Raw genomic sequence first — 25178 nt, 5'->3', positions numbered from 1 at the left:
TTTCACTCCTTGTTCGCTGATTCCTGTTCGATCTGCTTAATCAACTCCTCCCAAGCAGACACTCGACTGCCAGTGGCTTGGCCACTGAGGTTTTGCGCTTTAGCCAACCATAATCCCTGGCCATTGAAACTATAAATCGGTTTTAAATCTTCGCGTTCACTGGCTTTGACAATACGATTATCAAAATTATCAAGTACGTAAGGCTCATCATCTTGACCATCAAAATACAGCACTACCATATGTGGTTGATCAAGCGTTAAATGGCGCACATACATTAAGCGTAGCTGCTCATCGGGGATGCCTAAACTAACCAAGGTAAAAAACTTGGCGATGGCGTAATCTTCGCAATCACCGGCACCTTGGATCAGCAGTTGAGCCGGTGTGGCCCAATAGTCACTTTGATGCCATAGCGTTTCGTCACTTTGGTAGGCCACCACTTCATTAAAGAACTGGTTGACGCTCTGCAGCTGGCGCCATGCATCTGCATGTTGCTGCATAACAAGCATCTTTAGCCAGTGTTGGGCTCGCCTTGATGCGCTAATGTTCCCTTTATTTTGCACGTACTCAACGAGCTGCTGCGGCTGCAACAATTGTCCGTAGGTCAATGCAGCCGTGCAACTTAAGGCGACTGCGACAGCAAATCTTACTGCTGTTTTGATTCCGGTTACAATTTTGCAGTCCCTTATAAGTTTGCGTTCATTCCCAGAATGATATCACTTAAATGTACAACAGGTACACGCGAAATAAAAACTTAATCTAATTCTTTGGTGCTAGTTATTGAAATCTATTTGTTAACAAGTACAATGTTTAGTACTTATCGACTAGATGTGCAGTGCCAAGGACGGAGTGGGCTCACTGAGTGTTTTGCCACTCACACCGTTTTCAAAGGAAATATATATGAAAGTGCAAAAGGCGGTATTACCGGTCGCAGGTCTCGGAACACGTATGCTCCCAGCGACCAAAGCCATCCCTAAAGAGATGCTCCCATTAGTGGACAAACCCCTTATCCAGCATGTGGTCCGTGAAGCCGTTGAGGCGGGGATCAAGGAAATTGTGCTGGTGACTCATTCCTCAAAAAACTCAGTAGAGAATCACTTTGACACCAGCTTTGAGCTCGAAGCGACGTTGGAAAAACGAGTCAAACGTAGCTTGCTCGAAGAGGTGCGCAGCATTGTGCCAGACGATGTCACTATCATTTCAGTACGCCAAGCCAAGCCGCTAGGGTTAGGCCATGCGGTATTAGCAGCGCGTCCAATCGTTGGTGAAAATCCGTTCGCGGTGTTACTGCCTGATGTGATTATTGATGAGTTTGCGTGTAATTTGCGCAGCGAAAACCTTGCGCAGATGATTGCACGTTTTGAGCACAGTGAGCATTCGCAAATCATGGTTGAGCCTGTAGCAGCCACTGATGTCGACAAATATGGCATCGTAGACATTGATGGTAAGACGATTCATGCGGGTGACAGCGCTGTTATTCGTGACATGGTAGAGAAACCCTCACAGCAACAAGCGCCAAGCCGTTTGGCGATAACCGGCCGTTATGTACTCAGTGCGCAAACATGGGATCTGCTCGAACACACGCCCCCAGGAGCCGGTGGCGAAATCCAATTAACCGATGCCCTACATCAGCTTCGCCAACTTCAAACCGTGGAGGCATTCCATTTGAAGGGTCGCTCTCATGACTGTGGCTCTAAACTCGGATACATGATTGCCAATGTGCACTATGCCATGCGCAGCCAACAGTTTGGCAGCGAATTTCAAGCTGCACTGGAAAGCATGTTAGCCATCGAGCAAGCCAAGCACAGTGCCAGCGCATCGGCATAACACCTGTTAAGCGAATTAAAAAATTAGAGGATTTATATGGCCACTAAGGTACTGAGTGTATTTGGTACACGTCCTGAGGCAATCAAAATGGCGCCGGTAGTGAAAACCTTGGCGAATGACTCTCGCTTTGAAGCGCGCGTGTGTATCACGGCACAACACCGAGAAATGCTCGATCAAGTTATGGCCCTTTTTGCCATTAAAGCCGACTATGATCTTGATATTATGCAAAAAGGGCAGTCACTCAATGATGTGACATGTCGTATTTTGCAGGGCTTAGCTCCTGTGCTTGATGAATTTAAACCCGATATCGTATTAGTGCATGGTGATACCGCCACCACCTTTGCGGCGAGTTTGGCGGCGTTCTATCAGCAAATTCCCGTCGGCCATGTTGAGGCAGGGCTGCGCACCGGGAACTTATATTCGCCGTGGCCTGAGGAGGCGAACCGTAAGCTTACAGGCGCATTGACACAGCTGCACTTTGCGCCAACAGACACGTCAAAGAACAACTTGTTGAAGGAAAATATTGACCCGAGCAACGTGCACGTAACCGGTAATACGGTGATTGATGCGTTGCTGGATGTTGTCGATAAGGTCAATACCGAGCCAAGTCTTAGCGAACAGTTGCAGCAGCAATTAGCATTGGCCGCAGACGAGAAAGTGATTTTAGTGACCGGGCATCGCCGAGAAAGTTTCGGTGGCGGCTTCGAGCGTATTTGTCAGGCATTGGCGCGCATTGCTAAGCGCTTTCCACAAAGCCGGATTGTTTATCCTATGCACATGAATCCGCAAGTGCGTGAGCCGGTTAATCGTTTGCTCCAAGGCTTGGAAAATATCTCACTTATTGAGCCATTGGATTACCTTCCCTTTGTTTATTTAATGAATCGTGCGCACCTTATTGTAACTGACTCTGGCGGCGTGCAAGAAGAAGCGCCAAGCCTTGGAAAACCTGTATTAGTTATGCGTGATACCACCGAACGCCCAGAAGCGGTGGCGGCGGGCACAGTCGAGCTGGTAGGCACTGACGAGCAAACCATTTTCACTGCCGTTGAACGTTTAATGACTGATGAGCAGGCCTACCAGCGCATGAGCCGTGCTCATAACCCCTACGGTGATGGTCAAGCCAGTCAACGTATTGCCGATGTCATCGGCGCTCACTTTCATGCCCAATAAGGATAGTTACTATGAATTTTGACACAGTTTCAGTTATCGGTTTGGGCTATATCGGCCTGCCTACCGCCGCCGTTGTCGCCTCGCGTGGCATTAATGTCATTGGCGTTGATGTAAATCAGCAAGCAGTGGATACCATTAATGAAGGAAAAATCCATATCGTTGAGCCTGATTTAGACATTGTGGTACGCGGTGTGGTTGCCACCGGCAATCTGCGAGCAACGACCGAAGCTCAGCGAGCGGATGCGTTTATGGTCGCGGTGCCCACTCCCTTTAAAGATAATGACAGTGGAGCAGTGGAGGCCGATTTAAGTTATATCCAAAGTGCGGCGCAAGCGATTGCGCCGGTGCTGGAAAAAGGCAATCTAGTGGTTCTTGAATCGACCTCTCCGGTTGGGGCCACCGAACAACTCGCTGCTTGGTTAAGCGAAGCGCGTCCAGATTTGAGCTTTCCACAGCAAGTGGGTGACAACGCAGATATTAAAATTGCCCATTGTCCAGAGCGCGTACTACCTGGCTACGTACTACAGGAACTAGTTTCCAATGACCGCGTCATTGGTGGTATGTCGCAAGCATGCTCAAAACGCGCCGTTGAGCTGTATGAAAACTTTGTTCGCGGCGAGTGTATTATCACTAATGCACGCACCGCAGAAATGGCTAAGTTAACCGAAAACTCTTTCCGCGATGTGAATATCGCTTTTGCCAACGAATTATCGTTGATCTGTGACAAGCTAAAAATCAACGTGTGGGAACTCATTCGCTTGGCCAATCGCCACCCCCGCGTCAATATCCTTAATCCCGGTCCAGGGGTGGGGGGTCACTGCATCGCAGTCGACCCTTGGTTTATTGTGAGCAGTGCTCCCGAGCAGGCAAAGCTGATTAAACAAGCGCGCTTGGTCAATGACGGCAAGCCAAGCTATGTGGTTGAGCAAATAAAGCAAGCGGCGGATGAGTTTAAACGCCCGGTTATTGCTTGCCTTGGTCTGTCATTTAAGGCTGATATTGACGATTTACGAGAAAGCCCCGCTTTAGACATTGTCAGTGACTTAGCGCAACAGCAAATCGGCGCCGTGTTGGCTGTTGAACCGAACATCGATGAGCTTCCTAGTCACCTTGGTGCTCAAGGGGTTGAACTGACTTCCTTGGAGCAGGCGCTAGAGCTTGCAAATATCGTCGTTGTACTGGTTGATCATAAGCAATTTAAAAATGCCGACAAAACCGAGTTTGCCCGTAAAGTGGTGATTGATACCCGAGGTGTGTTGGCGTGATGACACCTAAGCAGCTCATTAAGGCCGATTTATATCGGCAAACCGGGCGGGTTTCTAGGGTGTTACTGATCAAGCATTTATTAGTGAACCCCTCGTTCAACTATGTGTTTTGGTTTCGCTTGTGTCGTGCTCGCAGCGCACTGGTGCGCGGCTTTGCGCGATTGATGCATAAACATTTATCAGTACGGTATCAGATTCAGTTACCCAAGGAAGTGCAGGTCGGGCCTGGGCTGTACTTAGGTCATGGTACCGGCATTATTGTTAATGCCAGCGCTAAAATTGGCGCTAACTGTAATTTAAGCCCTTATACCGTGATTGGTTCAAACCATGGTCACGCAGCGCATATTGGTGACAATGTATACATTGGACCACACACCAGTGTGGTTGAACACGTACACATTGGCGATGGTGCTCAGGTAGGCGCGGGAGCTGTGGTGATCAAGGATGTACCTGCGCATGCCACTGTTGTCGGGAACCCGGCTAAAGTGGTGCGCGAACATGGTGAGGCAACCTATATTGCAAATCCAGTGCAGGTTAATTCATGACCCAAGTAGTGATTGTTGCACCGTTAAGCACCATTGACTGGGGCTGCGATAACGCCGGAGGCGTCGATAGTGTGTGCCAGCAGTTATTGCAAGCACTCATCGCGACGCCAACGCCCGGGTGTCAGTACGAAGTGCTCGCGTTGAAAGTTGGTCAGTCTTCAGCAGAGTATTTCACGCGTTATCGCTTAAGCGAACAAGTGCATGTGACCTTTGTACCTAGCAAGGGCAAGATCGCGGGAGTGCCAGTACCTGGTGTGATTTATCAGTGCTGGCAAGTGCGCAAGTTTTGCAGGGCACACCGTGCGGATGTGGTGCACAGTCATTATTGGTCGTTGTTGCTTGGCGTGCCCAAACACATTGCGAAAATGGTGACAGTGCATTCGTTTGGAAAGTTAGGACGTAAGTCAGTGTCGATGCTCAATGACTTGCTCTATGAGCGTATTCTGCCGAGCTTGTCACGCCATAGGGCGAATAAAGTTACCTGTGTAGGCGAGCAGCTGCGACAGTGTATTGCCCAGCAAACGGGAATAAATGCAGAGGTCGTTGCAAACCCCATTAATCCCACTTTTTTTGCTGTAAATACAGCGTCAATAGAGAAGTTTAACACCCTCACCTTAGTGACCTGTGCAATGATCCACCGGAAAAAAGGCATTCATGTCGCTATTGATATTGTGGCGAAGCTAAATCAAAGCCGTGAGGTGAATTTGTGTATTATCGGCCCGGTACGTGATCATGACTATAAAGCGGAGTTAGACGCTCAAATCGAGCGACTTGGGATCTCGGCTAACGTGCAATTTACCGGTGCCTTATCAATGTCTGAAGTGGCGCAGCATTATGCCAAAGCACATGTGGGCTTGTTTTGTTCACAAGAGGAAACTTTTGGCTTGGCCCCCTTGGAAATGGTTGCTGCTGGTCTTAACGTGGTCTCGACGCGCGTGGGTGTATTGGCTGAGCAGCCACAGTTATTCATCAGTGCGGGTGGCGCCTTTATCGATAGCAATGATATCGACGCTGCGGTGCAAAGGGTTAGTCAGGTGCTCGAGGATAGCGGCAGTGCTGAGCCTCAGCTCATCGCCGACGCTTTTTCGGCGCAACGAGTCAATGCCCAGTATCAGCAGTTGTACAAGGAGCTAGCGGGTGTTTAATAAATTACTCAGCTACGCCCCAGTACAGATATTTTCAGCATTGAGTGTGTTTGCGCTCATAGCTATACAAACTCGGTTTCTCACGGTAAGCGAATACGGTCTTTTGGCAGTACTGCTGGTGATCATGGAAAGCACACGCTCTATGTTTGCGCAGTGGATTAACACCGCACTGCTACGCTTTTACCCCAGTGCACAAAGTCCAGAGCGTGAGCAGCTTTTGTGCCTCAGTAGCTCGTTGTTATGGTTATTTGCAGCGGTAGCAGTACTGGTTGTAGCCTTATGCTTGTGGGTGTTTTCGCTGTTTTCATGGAGCAATATGCTTTGGGTTGCTCTGCTGTTCGTTGCCAAAGGAACATACACCTACTACCTTGAGCGCGCTCGAGTGTGTGAGCAAGTTAATCGTTATCGTTATGCGGCCTTGACCCAAGCGGTGTTATCCGTGGCGCTTACCTTGGGTTGCCTGTGGCTTGATGGTGCCCTGCATAGCGCCTTAATTGCTTTGGTAGCGAGTAACGCCATCGCCTTGTTATTTACTTTGCGTAGAAACCCTCAGGGACATAAGGGCACACCGGTGCTGCGCCGAGAGTTTCTACACTATGGTTTGCCTTTTATGTTTACCGGTGCTCTCGGAGTATTGGCAACGCGCAGTGACCGTATCGTCATTGCTCAGCTTACCTCGTTAGAGCAAGCTGGGCTCTACGCCGGCATAGCCAACTTGTTAGTGGGCTTAATGGCACTGGTGTTTATGGTCGTGGCTTTGCCGTTGTATCCAGAGCTGACCAAACTCACCGACAAACCGCAGCAATTGCGTCAGGCTCATAGCCGCTATGGTGGGTATTTGTGTGCGTTAGCGATACCGGCGCTGACCGGGCTGTGTTTACTGGCACAGCCGCTGATCACTGTGTTTTTAGGTGAGCGCTATCAGCAGCTAGATTTACGCGTATTTTATGCTATTGCCGCCGCCACCTTTATTTTGAATCTACGCGGCCACTATTTAGACCATGGCTTACAGTTTAGGTTGCGCACTCAATGGCTGCCGCTGATCACTGCTGTGGGCTTTGCCTTGCAGCTCGCTTTAGCGTTTACATGGGTACCCAAGCTAGGTGCTTTAGGTGCTGCATTGGCGTTGCTTATTGCTATGTGTGTCGCAGCGTTGCTGTCGTTGATAACTGGGCGTTATTACCGTTACCACTTTACCTGGCCAGCACAGCTTTATAAAACGTTACTGGCGACAACGGTGATGGGCGCAGTGCTTTATACATTGTTGAAAAACCTTGTATCACTTGCGCCTTGGCAGCAGCTTGTTATTGGTGTACTGGTAGGGATCACGACCTATGCGCTGATGCACTGGTTACTCAATACTTTCGCTATACGTAGCCAAAGCCTCAACTGGAGGCGGCGCAGTGTCTGAGATTAAATTAGCAAAATACCTACAATTAGCCTTATTCAGTGCGGTGGTACTCGGTGGCTACCTGCTTGAAAACCTCGGTATTGCCTACGTATCAGAAGGCGGCTCGCCGGTGGTTAAAATACACCTTTATGCATACATTTTACTGGCGTTATTTGGGTTATTGGTGTTGAGCAGAGGCATGGCAGCAAGTGTTGCTGAATTAGGTCAGTTAGCGTCTATTTGGTGGTGGTCATTTATCGCTCTAAGCGCTGTTATCGTCTATGGCCTAGCCACACAAGGCACGTCAGGCATGGCCTATATGGTTAATACCTTTTTAGCGCCATTGTTGTTGTTAGTGCTACTCGCGCAATTATCACACTCGCAGTTGCAGCGTATTTTGGTGCTACTTGCTTACTTGTTGCTGTTTAATTCCTTACTTGCCGTAGGGGAGTACGTATTAAATACTCGTATTGTAAGCGTTGAGTTTGACTCCTTTGCTTTTTTTCGCTCAACCGCATTGATGACGCACCCCCTGAACAATGCCCTGATCACCGTGGCTTTAGCCTTGTTGCTCTGCTCCTACACTCGACTCCCTGCTTTTGCTTATATCGGCCTAGTGATTTTGGCGCTGTTTGCTTTTGGTGGGCGGGCAGCGTTAGCACTCTTTTGCCTTGGCGCCTTGGTGTGTGCCGTGCCCGCATTGTGGCGATTTTTAACCCGTGGTGTGGCCGTTGACAGGCGGTATCTAGCGGTACTTATGATGCTCGGCTATTTCGCCTTTATTGCTTTTATTGTGGTGCTTATTGAGTCGGGGATCACGGAACGTATCACTTCGAAAATGTATATCGATCACAGTGCTACAGCGCGTCTAGATGTGTTTTATCTGCTTGAGCAGTTAAGCCCAAAAGAGTGGGTGTTCGGCGCCTCAGCGAGTTTGATGGCTGCTATCGAGTTTTATATCGATATCTCGGTTATTGAAAACTACCTCGTAGGATGGATTTTTAATTTTGGCTTGATTGGTGCTGTGCCGCTTTTTATCGCCGCTTTCTTGCCTCTAGGTTATTTCTTTTATCACGGGAACTTAGTCAGCCGTACCGCGATTGGTGTGTTTATGATTGTGGGGGTAACCAATAACTCATTAACAACAAAAACACCGGTATTGTTACTACTTTACTGTGCCTTGTTCTGTGCTTTAAAACTTCAACAAAAAGCCCAACAATCGATTCGGGCCCAAGGAGCTAGCCATGCTTGCGCGACTTAAGTCATCGTCTATTTATGCCTATTTACGGCAAATAAAGTACCGTCGCCAACGTCAGGCTTTTAACGCGCAACCTAAAACCACGCTGGCGCAGATGCGAGCGGTGTTGCTCGATGATTTGCAGATAGCGCAAGGGGATGCATTGTTAGTGCACTGTGGTTTTGGGTTTTTGCATGCTGATTTTACTCCCAAGCAATTGCTCGAGCTACTAAAGCAAATTGTCGGCCCTACAGGGACCTTGGCCATGCCATTTTACCCGCCAGGGTTGTCGCAAGATTGGCTAAAGGCCGGACGTATTTTTGATAGCGCACATATGCGCTGTGGCACCGGGGTATTGGCGCAAACTCTAGCTGATGATGAGCACAGCCACATCAGTATCCACCCTATCAAAGCCGTTGCCGCTTGGGGCCAGCACAGCCGACTAATTACCGCTCATCACCAGCGCAGCCAGACGCCTTATGATGCGCACAGCCCCTATTACTTGCTAGCACAATTGGAGCACTCCAAGTCCATCGGTTTGGGCGTACGTAATTGCTCGATGGTGCACTGTGCTGAAGACCTGTACGAGCAAGACCTGGGGTATCTCTATGGCGACAAGCCCTTTGCAGCAACGGTGATTTATGAAGGCAAACAACATCGCGTAACCACTTTTGTGCATGATATTCGCGAGCCGCTGATGGAGTCGAGCACATTTTTTGATTTGCATTGTCCCCAATTGGTTACCTTAAGTCAGCGTTTAGTTTCGCCTTGTTATGCTATCGACAACTCTAAACTGTTGCCGCAATGCCAGCAGCTATTCGCGCAAAACATCTCAAGGAAGAAGAGCTAATGAAGTACATTTTGACGTTTGATTATGAGTTGTTTGGCAGTGGCAAGGGCGATGTGCTTAAGCACTTGGTCGCGCCCACAGACAAAATGCTCGAAACCATGCAACGTTTGGGAATACGCGCTACTTTTTTCATCGAATATCTTGAGCTCGAAGCGATTTTTAAAGAAGCCGACAGCGGCAACGCTCTTTTTATCGACGATGCCAAGCATATTAAAGCCCAGCTCGAGCGTATGGTGTCTCTAGGTCACGACTTACAATTACACCTGCACCCTCAATGGTATCAGGCACAGTACCGTCAAGGACAATGGCAGCTCAACTTTGACTGGTGGCGATTTTCTGCCTTGCCTTATCGCACCAGTGCTGATGGCACCCCAGGTCAGCTTGATTTATTGCTCGCCGGTAAAGCCTTTCTGGAAGCATTAATTCAGCCCCTCAACAGCGAATATCGTTGTCATGCATTTCGTGCAGGTGGCTACAATGTCGGCTTTAATCCGCAGAGTGTGAAAGCGCTAAGCGCTGCAGGCTTTGATACTGAATCATCTTTGTGCCCGGGCTTTTACGCCAATAAGGCCTTGTGTCAATACGACTACACCGATTGTGACTCATTCTTACCTCATCCTATGCCCGGCAGTGATGAGCCTACACAAGTCATCGAGTACCCGTTGCTTACGCTGCGCAGCTCGTTACCAGAAAAAATCTCTCTGGCACGTTTATACACGCGGTTATTTAATAAAAAATTAAAGCACATTGGTTATCAACATAGCGTTAAGCCGGCAGCCCCTTTGCAGCCACACAAATTGACAAACAGTAACTTCGATGTGTGTTTAAGTAGTCGAGCACAAGTACAGCGATTTTTAGCTTTGGCGCAGCAAAAGTGCTTGTCTACCACCGTACTTATTGGACATGCCAAAGACTATTCATGGTTTTCTCCTTTTACATACACGCTTAAACGAGCACAGCGTCAGGGTCAATTTATCACTCTCTCAGATGCGCGGGAGACGGTGTAAATGTATACCTCTCGTATGTACAAGCGCAGTCCGATTTGGCTGCAAAATGTGTTGGCCTCGGTCTACGGTGGTTTACGTCAGAAGCTGCGAGATAACCGACACACTCGCTCGCTAACAGCGCAGCTTGAACAGTTGCAATACGATGTGCACAAATGCGATGCCTATCGCCAAGCGCGGCTTAAAAAAATGCTTACACACGCGGCTCGCCGAGTCCCTTTTTATCGCGATAAAGGCACTGATTTAGGGCAATACAGTGTGATTGATAAAGCCACTGTCAAAGCTCAGCATCGTGATTTTCTAGACTCCGAACATCAAGGGGTCAAGATCAAAGGGGCAACCAGTGGCACCACAGGCAGTCCTTTAGTGATTTACCAATCGAAAGAGTCGGTCATGCGTGAGCGAGCTTTTACTAATCGCCACCGACAGTGGGCGGGGTATCAAAAAGGAGATAAGCGAGCGTGGCTTCGCGGAGATATGATTGTCCCAGGTGAGCAACGAAAGGCGCCGTTTTGGCGTTATTCGTGGTTCGAAGATATGATCATGCTGTCTTCCTTTCATTTAACCACAGCTAATATGGCGAGCTACATCGACGCCATGGTCGAATTTGGTGTCGATGTTATCCAAGCCTACCCGTCGTCGATTGTCAGCTTGGCAAAATATTTACAAAGTTGTGATACCTATTACCCCGCGCCATTAAAGTCAGTCATCACCTCATCAGAATCTTTAAGCGCCGAAGACAGAGCCCTGATTGAGTCACGCTTTAAGTGCAAAGTATTTGATTGGTATGGTCTATTTGAGCGTGTTGCAGCGATCGCCAATTGTGAGCATGGTAACTACCACCTTCTCAACGATTACGCTGAAGTTGAGCTGCACCATATCGATGGTAATCGTTATGAACTGATCGGAAGTAACCTTAACAACTCTTTATTTCCACTCATTCGCTATCGCACGGGCGATTTTGTCCAGCTGAGCGATGAACAAAGCTGTCCCTGTGGTCGTCATTATCCTGTTATCAGCGCCATTGAGGGCCGCCAAGGGGATTACTTGCTGGCTGAACAAGGGCAGAAGGTCTACGTGCTTAACCATATTCCTAAAGGGGTTGACGGCTTACTAGGGTGTCAGTTTGTGCAACATCACCCAGGCGCGGTTGAGGTTAGAGTGCAAATAGATGATAGGCGCTTTGATGAGCACCAGCGCCAGCAATTAATAAGCAATACCAAGGAGCGCTTGGGTCAAAGCATGCAGGTGAAAGTAACACCGGTATCGCAACTAGAAAAAACCGCATCGGGCAAAGTACGCCAAGCGCTTTGTAGCATTGAGGAATGAGGATGAAACAGTACAAAAACATTACGTTAGCCACCGCGCGAGGCGGCCAAGGCGGTATAGCTACGGTCTTGCATACGTTGGAATCTTCGGGGTTTTTCTCCCGCTGGCATGTAAAGCATATCGCCACCCATCAGCGTGACACGTCAAAGTTGGGCCTAAAACGGCTGTTTACTTTTCTCTTCGCCTATATCCAAACAGCGTGGACTCTATTGAGCTCCCGTGTGGCGGTGGCACATATCCATATGGCATCGCGGGGCAGTTATCAACGCAAATCGCTGCTTATTAGATTGCTAAAACGCTTTCGAGTGAAGGTTGTGTTGCATTTGCATGGCGCTGAATTTCGTGAATTCTTCGAAAACGAATGTGACGCGCGAAAACAAGCCCATATTCGTCACACTTACGAACTCGCTGATAAGGTGATTGTGCTCTCCACACAGTGGCAAAGCTGGGTTGAGAGCTTAGTTAATGACCCCAGTAAAGTACAAGTGATATACAACGCCGTGGACTCTTTGCAATTAGGGACTGAGCGCACCGAGCCTGGATTGATTCTATTTTTGGGCCGTCTAGGCCAGCGCAAAGGGGTTGGAGATTTAATTACGGCATTTGCTGAGGTAAAAAAACAGTGTCCTAACGCACGCTTAGCACTCGGTGGCGATGGTGATATGGCCACCTTTAAAGCTCAGGTTGCTGAATTAGGATTAGAGCAGGATGTTAGCTTTTTAGGGTGGATCAGTGGTGAGCAAAAGCTCGACTATCTTGCGCGAGCGGATATTTATTGCCTGCCTAGCTACAACGAAGGCTTTCCTATGGGGGTGCTCGAGGCCATGTCTGCGCAAAAAGTCGTGGTCGCCTCTAATGCCGGAGGCATACCTGACGCCTTGCTACATCAACATAGCGGTTTGATGTGTCCTGCCGGTGACGTTAAAGCGTTGGCCCAGTTGCTCATCAATGCCATTGGCGATCGTGGCCTTAACGCGCGATTAGCCGCTAATGCGAAACAACGCTTTGAAGACAACTTTTCCAAGCAGGCGGTGATCCCGCAGTTAGACGCCCTGTACCGGGAGCTACACGATGAACACTGAAACTGCTAATACACTGGCTCAGCAAACTTTAAATTTAGCGCAAGCGGATGATTATGCCGGCTATGACCCTTTTGATGGCCTGAACAGCCGACTGTTTTCTGTTGCTCCTATGTTGCGCAAGGGCGTATTCGGGCTGGCATGGACGCAGCTGTTCAAACGCTCGCCCATCAACTTCAGGCCCTTATGCTTGGTGCCCAAGAAACGCAACCCCAAAGGCGTGGCATTATTTATCTTAGGCTTGGTGAATGATTATCAGCGCAGTGGTGAGCAAAAGTACGTGCATGAGGCACAACGTTTAGCCGACTGGTTACTTACGCAGAAATGCGACGAGCAGCAGTGGGGAGCGCCTTGCTGGGGGTATCACTTTGACTGGAATGCCCGGGCGTTTTATGTGCCCAAAGGCAAGCCCAATGTGATCACCACCCTGTATGTTGCCAAAGCCTTACATGCTTTTGGGCAAGTGACGAAGCAAGATAAGTATACACAGTGTGCAATGCAAAGCGCCCACTTTATGGTAAACCATTTATATACGCAGACCACGGACGAACAGGGGCGAGAGCAATGCTATTTTGCCTATATTCCAGGTGAGTCGGCATTCGTACACAATGCCAGTTTGTGGGCTGCGGCTTGGGTGGCGACCTACGCTGCGTACTATGATGACAGCTTATACGGCGACTTAGCCTTGCAGGTTGCGCGACAATCAGTACAGGCACAAAATGAGCAGGGCGCGTGGGTCTATGGAACACGTCATCATCATCAGTTCATTGACGGTTTTCACACCGGGTATAATCTCGAGGCGTTGGATATTGTGCGTTCGCAATTGCAAACGACAGAGTTTGACGCGGCGATAGAACGTGGTCTGCAGTTTTATACTGAGCACTTGTTTGATAGCCAAGGCACGGCGAAGTACTATCACGATAATCCCTACCCACTGGATATGCACAGCGTCTGCCAGGCGCTATTAACTTTGCTAAAGGTTAACCCCAATGCCGAGCAATTGGCATTGGCGGGTAAAATACTGGCCCGCAGCGTGGAGTTGCTCTACGAGCAGCGCAGTGGCCGTTTTGTGTATCAAAAAGGCAAACGCTACACCAATAAAGTCAATTATATGCGTTGGACCCAGGCCTGGGTGTATTACAGCTTTAGTGAATTGGCGCTTGTGCAGCAACGTCCCCGCGTTGAGCAGGAGGCAGCGTGAGGCTTGCTGGGATTGACGCAATGCGCTCACTGGCGATTATTTTAGTCGTCGCGCAGCACACCTCATTGATGGGCGACGACAAAACTGCTGTTGACTATCTATATAAAAATTTGGTCGCTAATTCATCGGTATTCTTTGTTGCTTTGTCTGCTTTTTTAGCGGCGCATATCAGCTGGCCGAAGCAGTGCTGGACTGATTTTATGCGCAAGAAAGAGGCGCTGTTGATTCCACCTTTTGTGTGCATCTCTTTATTGGCGCTTACCAAAGCGTATTCTAAATGCACCTTAGGTTTGTACTGCCAAGATTATCAGCTTATAGAGGTGGGCTTAGGGGGAGCGTTATTCCCGCTTTGGTATGTGCCCTTTATTATGGTGATGTTCTCGCTTACACCAATGCTCAAACTGTATCATGCTCAGCCGCTTTGGTTGCAAGCCCTAGTGCTAATCCCCTTATGCTACCTCTCCATGCGTATTGGGCGCCCGCAAGAACTGACCCATCTCGCACACAATTTACTCTATTTCTTACCTGCTTTTTTACTGGGTTTGAGCTGTGAAAAGCTGCAGCGCTGTCGACCAGTATCGACAGCATTGATAGTCAGCTTAGCTGTGGCTGCTACTGGCGTATGGCTATATCAAAGCCTGCATTTACAGCAGTTTGGCAATGCTCATCATCCACGCTTAGGGTTGTATGGAGTTGATTGGCTGTTTGTGCAAAAAGCGATGCTCAGTTGTGTGTTGTTATTGTTATTAAGCGATTTACGCGTAGAGCAGTGGTTGCAACGACACCCCAGTTTACTCAAGCCGCTGTCACAATTGGCGATGATGAGCTTTGGCATTTTCTTTATTCACGGCTTGTTTACCTACGAGTTGTATCTACTTACCAAACCCTTGGCACACTTTAGCTATGTACTTAGCTCCGTGGTCGCAATGGCGCTGTGTCTTGCGCTTGCGTGCAGTGCGCTCACTATTGGTCAACGGCTTATCGGCAAGCGATACAGTCGCTATATTGCCGGATATTAAGGAGAAATCATGAAAAGAATTCAATTTTTAAATGCCCCTATGGATAGCGCCACAATGACGGAGACGGTAACGGTGATCCGCGATCATATAAAGGACGGGCACTTTCTTCAGCACGTGGTGGTTAATGTCGCTAAGTTGGTCAATATGCAACGTGATGCTGAGCTCGCTGACTCAGTCAAAGCTTGTGACATCATCAATATCGATGGCATGGGTGTGGTGTGGGGAGCAAGAGCCTGTGGTCATGACATACCAGAGCGCGTCGCTGGCGTTGACCTGTTCCATGAGCTACTGGCAATGAGCGCCGAGCAACAATTCAGTGTGTTTTTACTTGGCGCTAAACCCGAAGTGGTGGCTCGTACAGCGGAGGTGGTGCAAAAGCAAAATCCGCAATTAAATGTAGCGGGGTATCACCACGGCTATTTTTGGGATGATGAGCAGGCCGTGGTTGAGAAAATCAAGGCATCCGGTGCACAGCTACTTTTTGTGGCCATCACCTCGCCGAAAAAAGAGAACTTTATCAACCGCTGGCAAGACCAGCTCGGCGTCAACTTTGTTATGGGCGTTGGCGGCACTTTTGACGTTGTTGCCGGCAAGGTGAAGCGGGCGCCAAAGTGGATGCAAAATGCGGGGTTGGAATGGCTATATCGCGTTTTGCAAGAACCCGGAAGAATGTGGAAACGCTACCTTGTTACGAATAGCCGCTTTGCTTATTTGTTAATGAAAGAACGTATGACAAATAGGTGACAGCGCTTATAGTTAATTCGTTGTTCATGGTTAAATGTTTATTATAGATAAGTTAGTGAAATCTATTTTACTTGGTGGGATTGTAGATTATAATTTTACCTGTTACTAGGATGGCTGAATTTAAGCTTGGAGCACCCATGACCAGCGATAAAACATTTAAAAATAACCCAACCTCCAGCGGTGTTTTCTACCGCTTGATGGATTTGTTTTCGATCACTGCCGGGCTCTTTATAGCCGCTGCTATACGTGGTGTAGAGCTGGATCAGCATTACCTGGTAGCATTTCTTATCTTGATGATTTGTTACCTCTACACTGCGGAAGTTTTTAACGTCTATCGCAGTTGGCGAGCAGGTAAGTTTCAGCATATGGTGAGCTGGTCTTGGCTCTCTTTAGTTATTGCAAGTGGTGCATTATTCATCTTTGCTTTTGGTTTTAAGTTTAGTGAAAATTTGTCACGTTTAACTTTGTTTATTTGGTTTCTTAGTTCATTTATATTTCTGTTTAGTTGGCGGTTGTTTATTCGTTTATATAAAGTTAATAAACGAAAGCTTGGGTTTAGCTTAAAACGAGTCGCTATTATTGGCGCGACCGAGTCAGGGGCCAATTTATTTAGGGAAATAAGTCAGCATGATGAGTTAGGCTTTGATTTCGTGGGCTTTTTTGAAGACCGCCAACCAGATAGAGTATTCGAGCAGTTGCATTTCCATGTTCAAGGAGCAATTTGTGAGGCCGTCAACGCTGCTCGTCGCGGTGAAGTCGATGTTCTGTTCATTGCTCTGCCGATGAAAGCCGACAAGCGTATTGCCGATATCTTGCGTCAACTTGGGGATACCACTGTTGACGTACACTTTGTCCCTGACTTTTTACTCTCGAACTTGATTCATGCGCGCATCGACCATGTCGGAGGGTTTGATACCCTAAGCGTGTTTGAGTCGCCTTACTTAGGTGCGCGAGAATTTATCAAACGCTCTGAAGATATCGTCGTCGCGGCGTTAATCCTATTGCTCATTTCACCACTGCTTATCGCTATAGCAATTGCAATTAAATTAACCTCTGCAGGGCCGGTATTGTTTGTACAAGACCGGTATGGCCTCGGCGGCGAGCGTATTCGAGTATGGAAGTTCCGTTCAATGAAGGTGATGGAAAACGATGCTGTGGTGCGTCAAGCGACGAAAAACGACGCACGCATTACCCCCATTGGTGGGTTTTTGAGGCGCACCAGTTTGGACGAATTACCGCAGTTTTTTAATGTTCTATTCGGTGATATGTCCATTGTCGGCCCTCGCCCGCATGCTGTGGCACATAACGAGGAATATCGTAAGAAAGTCGAGTTTTATATGATCCGTCACAAGGTTAAGCCAGGGATCACAGGTTGGGCACAAATTAATGGCTGGCGCGGTGAGACAGACACCTTAGAGAAAATGGAAAAGCGGGTGGAGTTCGACCTCCAATACATTAAAAGTTGGTCTTTGTGGTTTGATATAAAAATTATATTTATGACTATTTTCAAAGGCTTCGTTGGAAAAAATGCGTATTAATATCAGGGAGTGGATAATGAGAAAGTCGATGCTGGCAGCAGCGTTATTGAGTGCGACAACAGCCCATGCAGCGATGCCAAAACCAGGCAGCTATATCACCCAAAATGGCCTTGAATTAACGCCCAAGCTCAGTGTTGGCGCGATGTACGATGATAATATTTTCAGTACGGCCGACAATGAACAAAGCAGTATGATTTACACTGCCACGCCAGAGTTAGAGATGGCGTATGATGACGGCATTAACCGTCATCAGCTTACTACACGGTTAAGTTCAGCGGCCTATATTCAAAGTAGTGCAGACAATTATACCGATGGTCATATTGGTTACTTGTCTCACTTTGAACTGTCACGACGTCATCGCTTCAATGTGCGTGTTGACGCTGATTGGAATGTTGAGCGCCGTGGTGAGGGTCTGTCTGAAGGGCAACCTAACGCGTTTGCTGAGCCGCTTACTTACGAGCAGCAAAATTACCACGCCGACTATGAGTTTGGCGCACAAACAGCGATGTACCGTGTTAAGTTTGATGCGGGCTATTACAACAAAAACTACACGCGTTTTGAGACCATTACGCAGTATCGTGACTACGACAAAGCAAATTTCGGCGCCACACTTTACTTTAATTCACAATCACGCTCAGACGTGTTCGTCTCCGTACATCAAAACAACTATCGCTACGATGTCGTTGACATCAATGGTGTCACTCGCGATTCCGATGATTATCAGGCTTATGCTGGATACAGCTGGGAAGCAACGGCGCTAACAGAAGGTGAGATCAAAGTCGGTTATCAAAAAAAGGACTTTGCTAATGCTGCCCGTGAGAACTTTTCTGGGGTCAGTTGGCAGGCCAAGATTAAGTGGCAGCCGCTGACTTATAGCCACTTCCGATTTACCACTTCACGCAGTGCTCGCGACCCTTTAGTTGAAGGCGATTATGTTCGTGAGACGTTCTACGAGGCGCAGTGGGTGCACCAATGGCGTGAAAACCTGCAAACTAAGGTGGCGTATTCGTACACCGATGATGAGTTCGTCGGTGTAAGCCGTCAAGACTCGCTACGCGGGCTTACTTTGGCGATGGATTACGCGTTGAGCCCAAGCGTGGTGCTATCAAGTTATTACGAACTGCGCAATGACAACTCTACTCGCGACGATTTAGCCTTTGACCGCAATCGCATTGGTTTAACTGTACAGTTTGCGTTGATGGGGAGTCGTTAATGCGGTGGCTAGCTGCAGTGCTGCTGGCACTATGTAGTCAATGGGCGGTTGCCAACAGCGATTATAAGCTCGGGCCGGGCGACCAAGTGCAAATTAGAGTGTTTGGTCAGCCGGACCTTAATATAGATGCTTTATTGGGCAAAAGTGGCGTAGTCAGCTACCCCTTTTTGGGTGAGCTTACCTTGACAGGACTCACAGTAAAAGAAGTGGAGCAGCTGATCTACAGTGGCTTGAAAGGCGATTACCTCGTTGAGCCCAATGTCTACGCCCAAGTGGTCAGCTACCGACCTTTCTATATTCATGGCGAAGTTGAAGAGCCTGGTGCCTACCCCTATCAACCAGGACTGACGGTGGATCAAGCTATCGCCTTGGCCGGCGGCCTCACTGAGCGAGCCTCCACAGACAAAATCTTTTTGCTCAGTGAACAGCAGCAACAGGCAAAGCGCAGTAAAGCGTCTTTGCAATCTCAGGTCGCCGCCGGTGACACCATAAAAATAGAGCAACGGTTCTTCTAATTTCAGGGTAGAGAATGAAAACAGCAACACGCAATACAGGCGCCGCTGAGGTTGTGACTCTGGGCTATTACTTAAAAGTCATTAACAAGTTTAAGTGGCGCATTGCGCTCTTGGCGATTTTAGTTACCACCCTCGCTATGGTGTGGGCGCTGCAATTGACTCCTTCATACCGTGCTAGCGCCACCTTACTTATTGAGGCGCAGCAGCGTAAAGCGGTCAGTTTTGAAGAGGTCTATGGTTTAGATGCCTCAAAAAAAGAGTACTATCAAACCCAATATGAGATTTTGCGCTCCAGAGCCATAGCCAGAGATGTGATAGAGCAATTGAACCTGCTTGAGCATCGAGATTTTCAACCCAAGCCTAGTATGCTCAGTTGGGTTATGAATGATATTAAGCAATGGGTGAAGCAATATATTCCACAAAAGCCACAGACACTGCCAAGCACCGCCGATGCGCAGCAAGCTTACGAAAAACGAATGCAGAAAATTATCACCGCGTTTTCGCGGCGCCTGAGTATTCATCCGATCCGTAAAACCCAGCTGGTGGTTATCGCCTATGAGTCGAGCGATCCGGCGCTGGCTGCTGATGTCGCCAATGCCGTTGGTGAAGCGTACATTACTCATGCGATGCAAGCGAAAATGGGCATTGCTAAACAGGCCTCGGGGTGGTTAAACGACCGCCTAAGTATCCTGCGAGAGCGCTTGGATAAGTCCGAACAGAAGCTGCAAAGCTACCGAGAGCGTGAGGATTTAGTTGATATTGAGGGCGTTGTAGGGTTAGTGCGTCGTGAATTAGAGCAAACCGCGCAACAATTGGTGGAAGCGAAGCGTAACCAAAGCGAGCTCAACGCGATTATGCGCGTGGTGGATGAGTATGGCCGTGATGACATTACCAGGTTGGAATCGATCAACGAAATCACCACTCACAAAGTGATTCAAGACGTGAAGCGTGAGGTTGTGACCGCGCAGCGCAAAGTGAGTGAATTACGACAAGTATATGGCCCTAAACACCCTAAAATGATTGCCGCGCGAGCGGAGCTTGCTACTGTGCAGGAAAACTTATCGGCACAAATTCGCTCTTTGGTGATGGGCTTAGAAAAAGAGATGCGCACCGCCAATAGTACGGTGTCAGCGTTGCAGCAAGATGTGGAGCGATTGCGTCAGCGTTTTCAAATGCTAACGCGTAAAGAAACTGAGTATCACCAGCTCAAACGCGAAGTGGAAACCAACCGCAATATCTATGATACCTTTTTATCGCGCTCCAAAGAGACCGAAGTCACCAGTGATTTCAATTCGCCAATCGCTCGGTTTACCGATTATGCCTACCAGCCGACGAATCCAGCGAAGCCAAACCGTAAGTTAATCGTCGTATTGGCCTTCGTTGCGACCTTAGGTTTCGGTATCGTGCTGGCGTTTCTAACCGACGCGCTAAACGACACACTGAACAACGCTGAAGAAGTAGAAAATAAGCTCGGTCAGCGACTGCTAGGGGTGTTGCCAAGTTTACCGTCATCAAAACGTAAGCCGCTGCCAACGCACACCTTCTTTGATAAAGGTAAGTTGGCTTTTGCGGAGGCGGTGCGCACCTTTAGAACGTCGCTGGTACTCAGTCAGATGGACCGCGACAATCAAGTGATTGAAGTGACTTCATCGGTGCCGGGTGAAGGGAAATCAACCACGTCCATCAACCTTGCTTTCTCGCTAGGGCAAATGGAAAAAGTGTTATTAATTGATGCTGATATGCGTCGCCCTTCATTGGCTGGGCGCTTCTCTCTTCCGGCTTACCAGCCAGGTCTGGCGAATGTCCTTGCGAACACTCAGCAGCTTGAGGAGTGTATTCACGTTGATGAACAGTCGAATATTCACGTGTTGTGTGCTGGGCAAATCCCATCTAACCCGTTAGAGCTACTCAGTAGCGAAAACTTTAAGGCCCTGTTGGCACACTTGCGCCAGCAATACGATTATATCGTGCTTGATACGGCACCTTTAGAGGCGGTGAGTGACGCGCTTGTTGTTTCCCAGCACAGTGATTCAGTGATCTATGTCGTTAAATCAGGCTCGACACGTCAAGGATTAGTGAAGGCCGGGCTACACCGTTTAATTGATGCTAAAGCAAACGTTTGTGGGGTGCTGCTGAACCAAGTTAATGGCAAACAAAAGCAGGGTCATAATGCCCATTATGGCTACTACGATAGCCATGGATATACCCAAGCAAATGCACCAACTTAAGGCTTGCTATGATTGATATTCACAACCATGTGTTGGCTGGGATAGATGATGGACCGCAGCAGTGGCAACACAGTATCGCCATGCTCGAACAAGCTAAGGCGCAAGGGATCTCCCATGTGGTTGTCACACCGCATCTGCACTTTGGTCGCTTTGACAACACCCAACCCGTAGTCGCGCAAAGTTTTGCGCGGTTGCACCAAGCTATACGTGAGCAACAGCTCGATATTCACGTTGCTTTTGCCAGTGAAGTGCGCATTGACTCGCAAATTATGGCAGCCCTCTCCAGGGACCTCATTGCGCTATTTCATGGTCAAGGCCCAGAGCGCGCAATCCTCTTAGAATTGCCGCACTCGCATGTACCTCTCGGTGCCGACAAGCTGATCACTTGGTTAAATCGCCAAGGCTTAACAGTGGTGCTGCCGCACCCTGAGCGCAATAGAGAAATTAAGGCGAAGCCACATTTACTAGCACGATTTAAGCGCTTGGGGTGTTTAATTCAAGTGACGGCAGGGAGCTTGTTAGGGGATTTTGGTGATGACAGTGAAAAACTCGCAGTGCAGTGGCTAGAGCAGGGTAACGTTGACCTGATAGCCAGTGATGCCCACAGTTGCGAACGTCGACCTTTTCGCCTAGCGCAGGCCCGTGAGCGTTCTGAGCAACTGGTCGGCAAGGAGCTGGCCCAACGCTACACCAAGGAGAACCCATGGCGTCTATGCCAAGGTCTATTTTAGCTCGGTTAACTCCTCGGCACTTGGCAGCCACCGTGCTTATGCTGATCAGTATTGGCTTGGCAGCGGGCTCCATTGCTGCCTTGCAGGGCAATCTAGCCTATTTACAAGGTAAAACATTGCTGTCGCACTTGCAGCTGCAACAAGATGAGTTGGAGCCAGCCGTCGGCTCGACCCATTACATGCGCGCTCACATGCGTCTACAGCGCGCTGCTGAGCTCGTTCCTAACCACGCACAATACCACACGATTCAGGCGCAGCTATCATTGTATGGCTTTGCGCATGGCTATGCGGATGGCGTTGAACTGCGAACAGCCAAAGAACAATTGTTGCACTCACTGAGCTTGCGACCGAGCTGGCCGTATACTTGGCTGGAGTTGGCAAAAGTAAGCTATTCTCTGGACGGAATCAACGATTCTGTGTGGCAGTATTTAAAACAGGCGCAACAATATGGGCCCTTTATAAAAGAGGTTAATATCACCAGTGTTGAGTTTTACCTTTTATATTACGCTGAACTCAACGCCGAGCAGCGCCAAGCACTGCGTACTCAGCTGCAACGAGCGTTAGTGCAACGAGATGGCGCCTGGTTATTGTGGGAACGAGCCCAACTGCGAATGCGCAAAACCTTGTTATGTCATGAAGTGGCGAAATTGCAACAGCAGCATCAAGTCATGAATAATCTTTGTAAGCGTGCGCAAGCCAATTTTGCCAGTGTTGCTGATAACCCAGCATAAGCTGGTGTTGACGACTCTCGAAGTGTTGTGCCTGGTCTTTTTCATTGCAAAAAGGCCCAGCATGGCACAGTGGGCAATAGTTGGTATCATCCAAATAAAGCGGGCGGTGATAGGGAAAGTCAAGGTTTTTGGGGTTCAGCGCGTAGCTGTAGGTGACTCCTTTGGTGTCTTTGACATGTTTATTGCGGTCCACGTTACGGATACGGTAACCGGGGAAATCATCAATATTAAAGGGCTGCTCACCGACATACTGTAGATCAAGACCAGTACACAGGGCGTGGTCAAGACCCCAATGACTGTAAGGCTTGACGTCTTTTGAGGTGATATAGCAAAGCCCGGCGCCGTGTTTAGCTAGGCCATAGGCGCTACCGTGGCGTAAAAATTGGTGTAACAGGGCGCGATTCAAGGTGTTGAGGCCACCTTGTTGCTGCGCTGCAGCAAAGGCGCTTTTAGAGCCTAGTTGGCTGAGCAATGGAAACTGAAAAATGATGACATCAAAGCCCGTGCTAAGACGCTGCCAGCAGGCCTGGTTGGTCACATCAAAACTGAAATACAGCGGTACCTGGGCTTGGCGTAACTCATCAATGCCGTGACTGGAGTACTTCTCTCGCAGTACCGCTTCTGAGTCATACACCGAACCGACGATATGGGCGTCTGCAAAACGTCGTTTAAGCGCCCGGGTAAAGGTTAAATCGCCGTCGCCGACCGTTAAAATACGCCACTGAGCACTTAAGTACATCGTTACTCGTGACTCTGCGGGGCATCATTGGAGCGGGGTTGCAACAAATAGAGCCGAGCTTTCAGTGATTCAATAGCCACCTGGCGGATTATTAAACGCAGGGCCACAAAAGCGGCAATGGCAAAGTGGATAGGGCCGTGGGTAAGACCAAGCTCAGGCTGATAAATTAATGCCCCGAATAAAATAAACAAACACACCAACCACGCATCTATAAATTGGTTAGCATAAAAGTGCAGGGTGCCTTCGTGCTTATGGTCTTTTTTAATGCGTACCGAGCAAAAAAACGGCACCACCTTTACCTTGAATGCGGCGTTTTTTTCGCTGAACTGTTCGCCCAACTGCTCAAGGGCACTGCGTAAATCGTCAATCATGGCCATCTCACCGAAAAATCAGAGCGCGCAGTGTACTGTATTGCTGTGAAGCTGTCTAAGGTCTGTCGAGCATGGCGGCAATCATCAGCAAGTGACACACAAACACCACTGAGGTAAGCACAAAGCGCATCTTGCGATAGTCCTTGTGGTGCTCTGCCCATTGCGGCTGTTTTACTTCAATGGCCAGCACCAGCCAAAAGCTGGCACTTAACCACGCCAATGAAAACAGCTCATTGCCCAGCGCCAACAGTGGCAGCGGGATGGTGGGAATAACGGCAGCAATGGCGCGCCCATAGCTTTGCTCACCGGGGCGCCATAACTGACCGGCAAGGAAGCTCATAATCGCGATGCCATAATAAATGAACATGGTGCCAGCGTACTCAGTGCGACCACTGAGCATGCTCCATCCAACCAAGGCTAAAAACGGCAGTAATCCTAAGTAACCTAATTGGATATGATTGATATAACGGGCAATAGACAAAGTAGACCTCAGCGCGGATGCTTTTCCTAATTGTACGTGGCGCAGGTTAAAGAGTTCAACGAGTTCAGGCGAAAAAGCCATTAACGGTCTGAGAAATCGCAGTAAGTTTAAGTTTTAATCACATTTATCGATGGCTGTAATCGAATCAATCTGTTTTATTTGTTAAAGCACAACCTCTATCTTATTCATCAACGCAGCGGTACACGCCGCTAATTATTTAAAACTGATGACAGACAACATGAGGTAATTTATGAGCAACTCATTGATCAACACTAAAATCCAACCTTTTAACGCAACGGCTTATCACCAAGGTGACTTCGTTGAGCTAAGCGAGCAAGACCTATTAGGCAAATGGTCAATCGTGTTTTTCTACCCAGCGGACTTTACTTTCGTATGTCCTACGGAGCTAGGTGACTTAGCTGACTACTACGCTCAATTGCAAGAAATGGGTGTTGAAGTTTATTCAGTGTCTACGGACACCCACTTCACCCACAAAGCGTGGCACGATTCTTCTGAAACCATTAGTAAAATTGAGTTCCCAATGATTGGCGACCCAACTGGCAAAATCACGCGCAACTTCGGTGTGATGATTGAAGAAGATGGCCTAGCGCTACGCGGTACGTTCGTTATCAACCCTGAAGGCGAAATTAAAGTGGTTGAAACGCACGACCTAGGCATTGGCCGCAGCGCTAAAGAGCTAGTACGTAAAGTACAAGCGGCGCAGTACATCGCTACTCACGACGGTGAAGTATGCCCAGCCTCTTGGCAGCCAGGTGAAGAAACGCTTGCACCTTCGCTAGACCTCGTCGGCAAAATTTAATAACGCCTA

The 25178-nt window shown here is 48.6% G+C and carries 25 protein-coding genes; 21 read left to right on the top strand and 4 right to left on the bottom strand.

What is annotated here, in order from left to right:
* Nucleotides 1–2 precede the first annotated feature (2 nt).
* Nucleotides 3–587 (bottom strand): transglutaminase-like cysteine peptidase, encoded by a 585-nt coding sequence (locus MHM93_RS14125; RefSeq protein WP_275444263.1) that lies wholly within the window; start codon nucleotides 585–587, stop codon nucleotides 3–5.
* Nucleotides 588–897: 310 nt separating this feature from the next.
* On the opposite strand from MHM93_RS14125, the gene galU reads away from it, so the two are divergent.
* The 20 genes from galU (at nucleotide 898) to MHM93_RS14025 (ending at nucleotide 22758) form a co-directional block, all read left to right on the top strand.
* Nucleotides 898–1824, top strand: coding sequence for a UTP--glucose-1-phosphate uridylyltransferase GalU (galU, locus tag MHM93_RS14120; RefSeq protein WP_053910850.1), 927 nt, complete (start codon nucleotides 898–900; stop codon nucleotides 1822–1824).
* A gap of 36 nt (nucleotides 1825–1860) precedes the next feature.
* Nucleotides 1861–2994: a UDP-N-acetylglucosamine 2-epimerase (non-hydrolyzing) gene (wecB, locus tag MHM93_RS14115; RefSeq protein ID WP_239449500.1), complete on the top strand. Its 1134-nt coding sequence runs from the start codon at nucleotides 1861–1863 to the stop codon at nucleotides 2992–2994.
* Nucleotides 2995–3005: 11 nt separating this feature from the next.
* Nucleotides 3006–4259, top strand: coding sequence for a UDP-N-acetyl-D-mannosamine dehydrogenase (gene wecC / locus MHM93_RS14110; protein WP_239449499.1), 1254 nt, complete (start codon nucleotides 3006–3008; stop codon nucleotides 4257–4259).
* Nucleotides 4259–4804 (top strand): serine acetyltransferase, encoded by a 546-nt coding sequence (locus MHM93_RS14105; protein ID WP_138509604.1) that lies wholly within the window; start codon nucleotides 4259–4261, stop codon nucleotides 4802–4804. Before wecC ends, MHM93_RS14105 begins: the two co-directional genes overlap by 1 nt.
* Nucleotides 4801–5949 (top strand): VpsD family glycosyltransferase, encoded by a 1149-nt coding sequence (locus MHM93_RS14100; RefSeq protein WP_239449498.1) that lies wholly within the window; start codon nucleotides 4801–4803, stop codon nucleotides 5947–5949. Before MHM93_RS14105 ends, MHM93_RS14100 begins: the two co-directional genes overlap by 4 nt.
* Complete coding sequence (locus MHM93_RS19450; RefSeq protein WP_239449497.1) at nucleotides 5942–7360, top strand: lipopolysaccharide biosynthesis protein; 1419 nt, start codon at nucleotides 5942–5944, stop codon at nucleotides 7358–7360. The genes MHM93_RS14100 and MHM93_RS19450 overlap by 8 nt, the downstream gene beginning before the upstream one ends.
* Nucleotides 7353–8600, top strand: coding sequence for a VpsF family polysaccharide biosynthesis protein (locus MHM93_RS14090; protein ID WP_239449496.1), 1248 nt, complete (start codon nucleotides 7353–7355; stop codon nucleotides 8598–8600). The genes MHM93_RS19450 and MHM93_RS14090 overlap by 8 nt, the downstream gene beginning before the upstream one ends.
* Nucleotides 8584–9426 (top strand): AAC(3) family N-acetyltransferase, encoded by an 843-nt coding sequence (locus MHM93_RS14085; protein WP_239449495.1) that lies wholly within the window; start codon nucleotides 8584–8586, stop codon nucleotides 9424–9426. Before MHM93_RS14090 ends, MHM93_RS14085 begins: the two co-directional genes overlap by 17 nt.
* A complete protein-coding gene (locus tag MHM93_RS14080) occupies nucleotides 9426–10433 on the top strand; it encodes a hypothetical protein (protein ID WP_239449494.1) in 1008 nt (335 codons plus the stop codon). Before MHM93_RS14085 ends, MHM93_RS14080 begins: the two co-directional genes overlap by 1 nt.
* Entirely contained in the window at nucleotides 10434–11759 is a 1326-nt protein-coding gene (locus MHM93_RS14075; protein WP_239449493.1) for a phenylacetate--CoA ligase family protein, read from the top strand.
* Nucleotides 11760–11761: 2 nt separating this feature from the next.
* The gene (locus MHM93_RS14070; RefSeq protein ID WP_239449492.1) at nucleotides 11762–12841 is read left to right on the top strand and encodes a glycosyltransferase family 4 protein; all 1080 of its coding nucleotides are present in this window, start codon (nucleotides 11762–11764) and stop codon (nucleotides 12839–12841) included.
* Nucleotides 12831–14039: an aspartate-semialdehyde dehydrogenase gene (locus tag MHM93_RS14065; protein ID WP_239449491.1), complete on the top strand. Its 1209-nt coding sequence runs from the start codon at nucleotides 12831–12833 to the stop codon at nucleotides 14037–14039. The genes MHM93_RS14070 and MHM93_RS14065 overlap by 11 nt, the downstream gene beginning before the upstream one ends.
* The gene (locus MHM93_RS14060; protein WP_239449490.1) at nucleotides 14036–15058 is read left to right on the top strand and encodes an acyltransferase; all 1023 of its coding nucleotides are present in this window, start codon (nucleotides 14036–14038) and stop codon (nucleotides 15056–15058) included. The genes MHM93_RS14065 and MHM93_RS14060 overlap by 4 nt, the downstream gene beginning before the upstream one ends.
* Nucleotides 15059–15067: 9 nt before the next feature.
* Nucleotides 15068–15802, top strand: a complete 735-nt coding sequence (locus MHM93_RS14055; protein ID WP_239449489.1) for a WecB/TagA/CpsF family glycosyltransferase — start codon at nucleotides 15068–15070, stop codon at nucleotides 15800–15802.
* A gap of 137 nt (nucleotides 15803–15939) precedes the next feature.
* On the top strand, nucleotides 15940–17340 hold the full coding sequence (locus MHM93_RS14050) for an undecaprenyl-phosphate glucose phosphotransferase (RefSeq protein ID WP_026111244.1): 1401 nt from the start codon (nucleotides 15940–15942) through the stop codon (nucleotides 17338–17340).
* 16 nt (nucleotides 17341–17356) lie between these two features.
* The gene (locus MHM93_RS14045) at nucleotides 17357–18553 is read left to right on the top strand and encodes an outer membrane beta-barrel protein (RefSeq protein WP_239449488.1); all 1197 of its coding nucleotides are present in this window, start codon (nucleotides 17357–17359) and stop codon (nucleotides 18551–18553) included.
* Entirely contained in the window at nucleotides 18553–19068 is a 516-nt protein-coding gene (locus MHM93_RS14040; RefSeq protein ID WP_022945851.1) for a polysaccharide biosynthesis/export family protein, read from the top strand. The genes MHM93_RS14045 and MHM93_RS14040 overlap by 1 nt, the downstream gene beginning before the upstream one ends.
* 14 nt (nucleotides 19069–19082) lie before the next feature.
* Nucleotides 19083–21296, top strand: coding sequence for a polysaccharide biosynthesis tyrosine autokinase (locus tag MHM93_RS14035; protein WP_239449487.1), 2214 nt, complete (start codon nucleotides 19083–19085; stop codon nucleotides 21294–21296).
* An 8-nt stretch (nucleotides 21297–21304) separates the two neighbouring features.
* Nucleotides 21305–22027, top strand: a complete 723-nt coding sequence (locus MHM93_RS14030) for a CpsB/CapC family capsule biosynthesis tyrosine phosphatase (protein WP_239449486.1) — start codon at nucleotides 21305–21307, stop codon at nucleotides 22025–22027.
* On the top strand, nucleotides 22000–22758 hold the full coding sequence (locus tag MHM93_RS14025; RefSeq protein WP_239449485.1) for a hypothetical protein: 759 nt from the start codon (nucleotides 22000–22002) through the stop codon (nucleotides 22756–22758). The genes MHM93_RS14030 and MHM93_RS14025 overlap by 28 nt, the downstream gene beginning before the upstream one ends.
* Here MHM93_RS14025 and MHM93_RS14020 read toward each other — a convergent pair.
* The 3 genes from MHM93_RS14020 to MHM93_RS14010 are packed head-to-tail and all read right to left on the bottom strand — an operon-like array spanning nucleotide 22694 to nucleotide 24343.
* On the bottom strand, nucleotides 22694–23497 hold the full coding sequence (locus tag MHM93_RS14020) for a Rossmann-like fold-containing protein (protein WP_239449484.1): 804 nt from the start codon (nucleotides 23495–23497) through the stop codon (nucleotides 22694–22696). The two genes, MHM93_RS14025 and MHM93_RS14020, sit on opposite strands and share 65 nt — an antisense overlap.
* Before the next feature lie 2 nt (nucleotides 23498–23499).
* Nucleotides 23500–23868 (bottom strand): hypothetical protein, encoded by a 369-nt coding sequence (locus MHM93_RS14015; RefSeq protein ID WP_239449483.1) that lies wholly within the window; start codon nucleotides 23866–23868, stop codon nucleotides 23500–23502.
* A 55-nt stretch (nucleotides 23869–23923) separates the two neighbouring features.
* Entirely contained in the window at nucleotides 23924–24343 is a 420-nt protein-coding gene (locus MHM93_RS14010) for a DUF3429 domain-containing protein (RefSeq protein WP_239449522.1), read from the bottom strand.
* 256 nt (nucleotides 24344–24599) lie between these two features.
* Between MHM93_RS14010 and ahpC the strand changes: the two genes are divergently transcribed.
* Nucleotides 24600–25169 carry an alkyl hydroperoxide reductase subunit C gene (gene ahpC / locus MHM93_RS14005; RefSeq protein ID WP_022945858.1) on the top strand — a complete coding sequence of 190 codons (570 nt, stop codon included), beginning with the start codon at nucleotides 24600–24602 and terminating at the stop codon, nucleotides 25167–25169.
* The last annotated feature ends 9 nt before the right edge of the window (nucleotides 25170–25178 follow it).

Origin of the sequence: Pseudoalteromonas sp. MM17-2 (assembly GCF_022347945.1) — a bacterium.
GTDB lineage: Bacteria > Pseudomonadota > Gammaproteobacteria > Enterobacterales > Alteromonadaceae > Pseudoalteromonas > Pseudoalteromonas ruthenica.
This window is presented reverse-complemented; position numbering and strand designations above follow the sequence as displayed.

Bases quoted from the DNA above. Each gene is read 5' to 3' on its own strand.
- wecB (WP_239449500.1), top strand. From the start codon at position 1,861: ATGGCCACTAAGGTACTGAGTGTATTTGGTACACGTCCTGAGGCAATC.
- wecC (WP_239449499.1), top strand. From the start codon at position 3,006: ATGAATTTTGACACAGTTTCAGTTATCGGTTTGGGCTATATCGGCCTG.
- MHM93_RS14040 (WP_022945851.1), top strand. From the start codon at position 18,553: ATGCGGTGGCTAGCTGCAGTGCTGCTGGCACTATGTAGTCAATGGGCG.
- MHM93_RS14020 (WP_239449484.1), bottom strand. From the start codon at position 23,497: ATGTACTTAAGTGCTCAGTGGCGTATTTTAACGGTCGGCGACGGCGAT.
- MHM93_RS14100 (WP_239449498.1), top strand. From the start codon at position 4,801: ATGACCCAAGTAGTGATTGTTGCACCGTTAAGCACCATTGACTGGGGC.
- MHM93_RS14080 (WP_239449494.1), top strand. From the start codon at position 9,426: ATGAAGTACATTTTGACGTTTGATTATGAGTTGTTTGGCAGTGGCAAG.
- MHM93_RS14105 (WP_138509604.1), top strand. From the start codon at position 4,259: ATGACACCTAAGCAGCTCATTAAGGCCGATTTATATCGGCAAACCGGG.
- MHM93_RS14050 (WP_026111244.1), top strand. From the start codon at position 15,940: ATGACCAGCGATAAAACATTTAAAAATAACCCAACCTCCAGCGGTGTT.
- MHM93_RS14085 (WP_239449495.1), top strand. From the start codon at position 8,584: ATGCTTGCGCGACTTAAGTCATCGTCTATTTATGCCTATTTACGGCAA.
- ahpC (WP_022945858.1), top strand. From the start codon at position 24,600: ATGAGCAACTCATTGATCAACACTAAAATCCAACCTTTTAACGCAACG.
- MHM93_RS14075 (WP_239449493.1), top strand. From the start codon at position 10,434: ATGTATACCTCTCGTATGTACAAGCGCAGTCCGATTTGGCTGCAAAAT.
- MHM93_RS14035 (WP_239449487.1), top strand. From the start codon at position 19,083: ATGAAAACAGCAACACGCAATACAGGCGCCGCTGAGGTTGTGACTCTG.
- MHM93_RS14045 (WP_239449488.1), top strand. From the start codon at position 17,357: ATGAGAAAGTCGATGCTGGCAGCAGCGTTATTGAGTGCGACAACAGCC.
- MHM93_RS14030 (WP_239449486.1), top strand. From the start codon at position 21,305: ATGATTGATATTCACAACCATGTGTTGGCTGGGATAGATGATGGACCG.
- MHM93_RS14065 (WP_239449491.1), top strand. From the start codon at position 12,831: ATGAACACTGAAACTGCTAATACACTGGCTCAGCAAACTTTAAATTTA.
- MHM93_RS14015 (WP_239449483.1), bottom strand. From the start codon at position 23,868: ATGATTGACGATTTACGCAGTGCCCTTGAGCAGTTGGGCGAACAGTTC.
- MHM93_RS14025 (WP_239449485.1), top strand. From the start codon at position 22,000: ATGGCGTCTATGCCAAGGTCTATTTTAGCTCGGTTAACTCCTCGGCAC.
- galU (WP_053910850.1), top strand. From the start codon at position 898: ATGAAAGTGCAAAAGGCGGTATTACCGGTCGCAGGTCTCGGAACACGT.
- MHM93_RS14055 (WP_239449489.1), top strand. From the start codon at position 15,068: ATGAAAAGAATTCAATTTTTAAATGCCCCTATGGATAGCGCCACAATG.
- MHM93_RS14070 (WP_239449492.1), top strand. From the start codon at position 11,762: ATGAAACAGTACAAAAACATTACGTTAGCCACCGCGCGAGGCGGCCAA.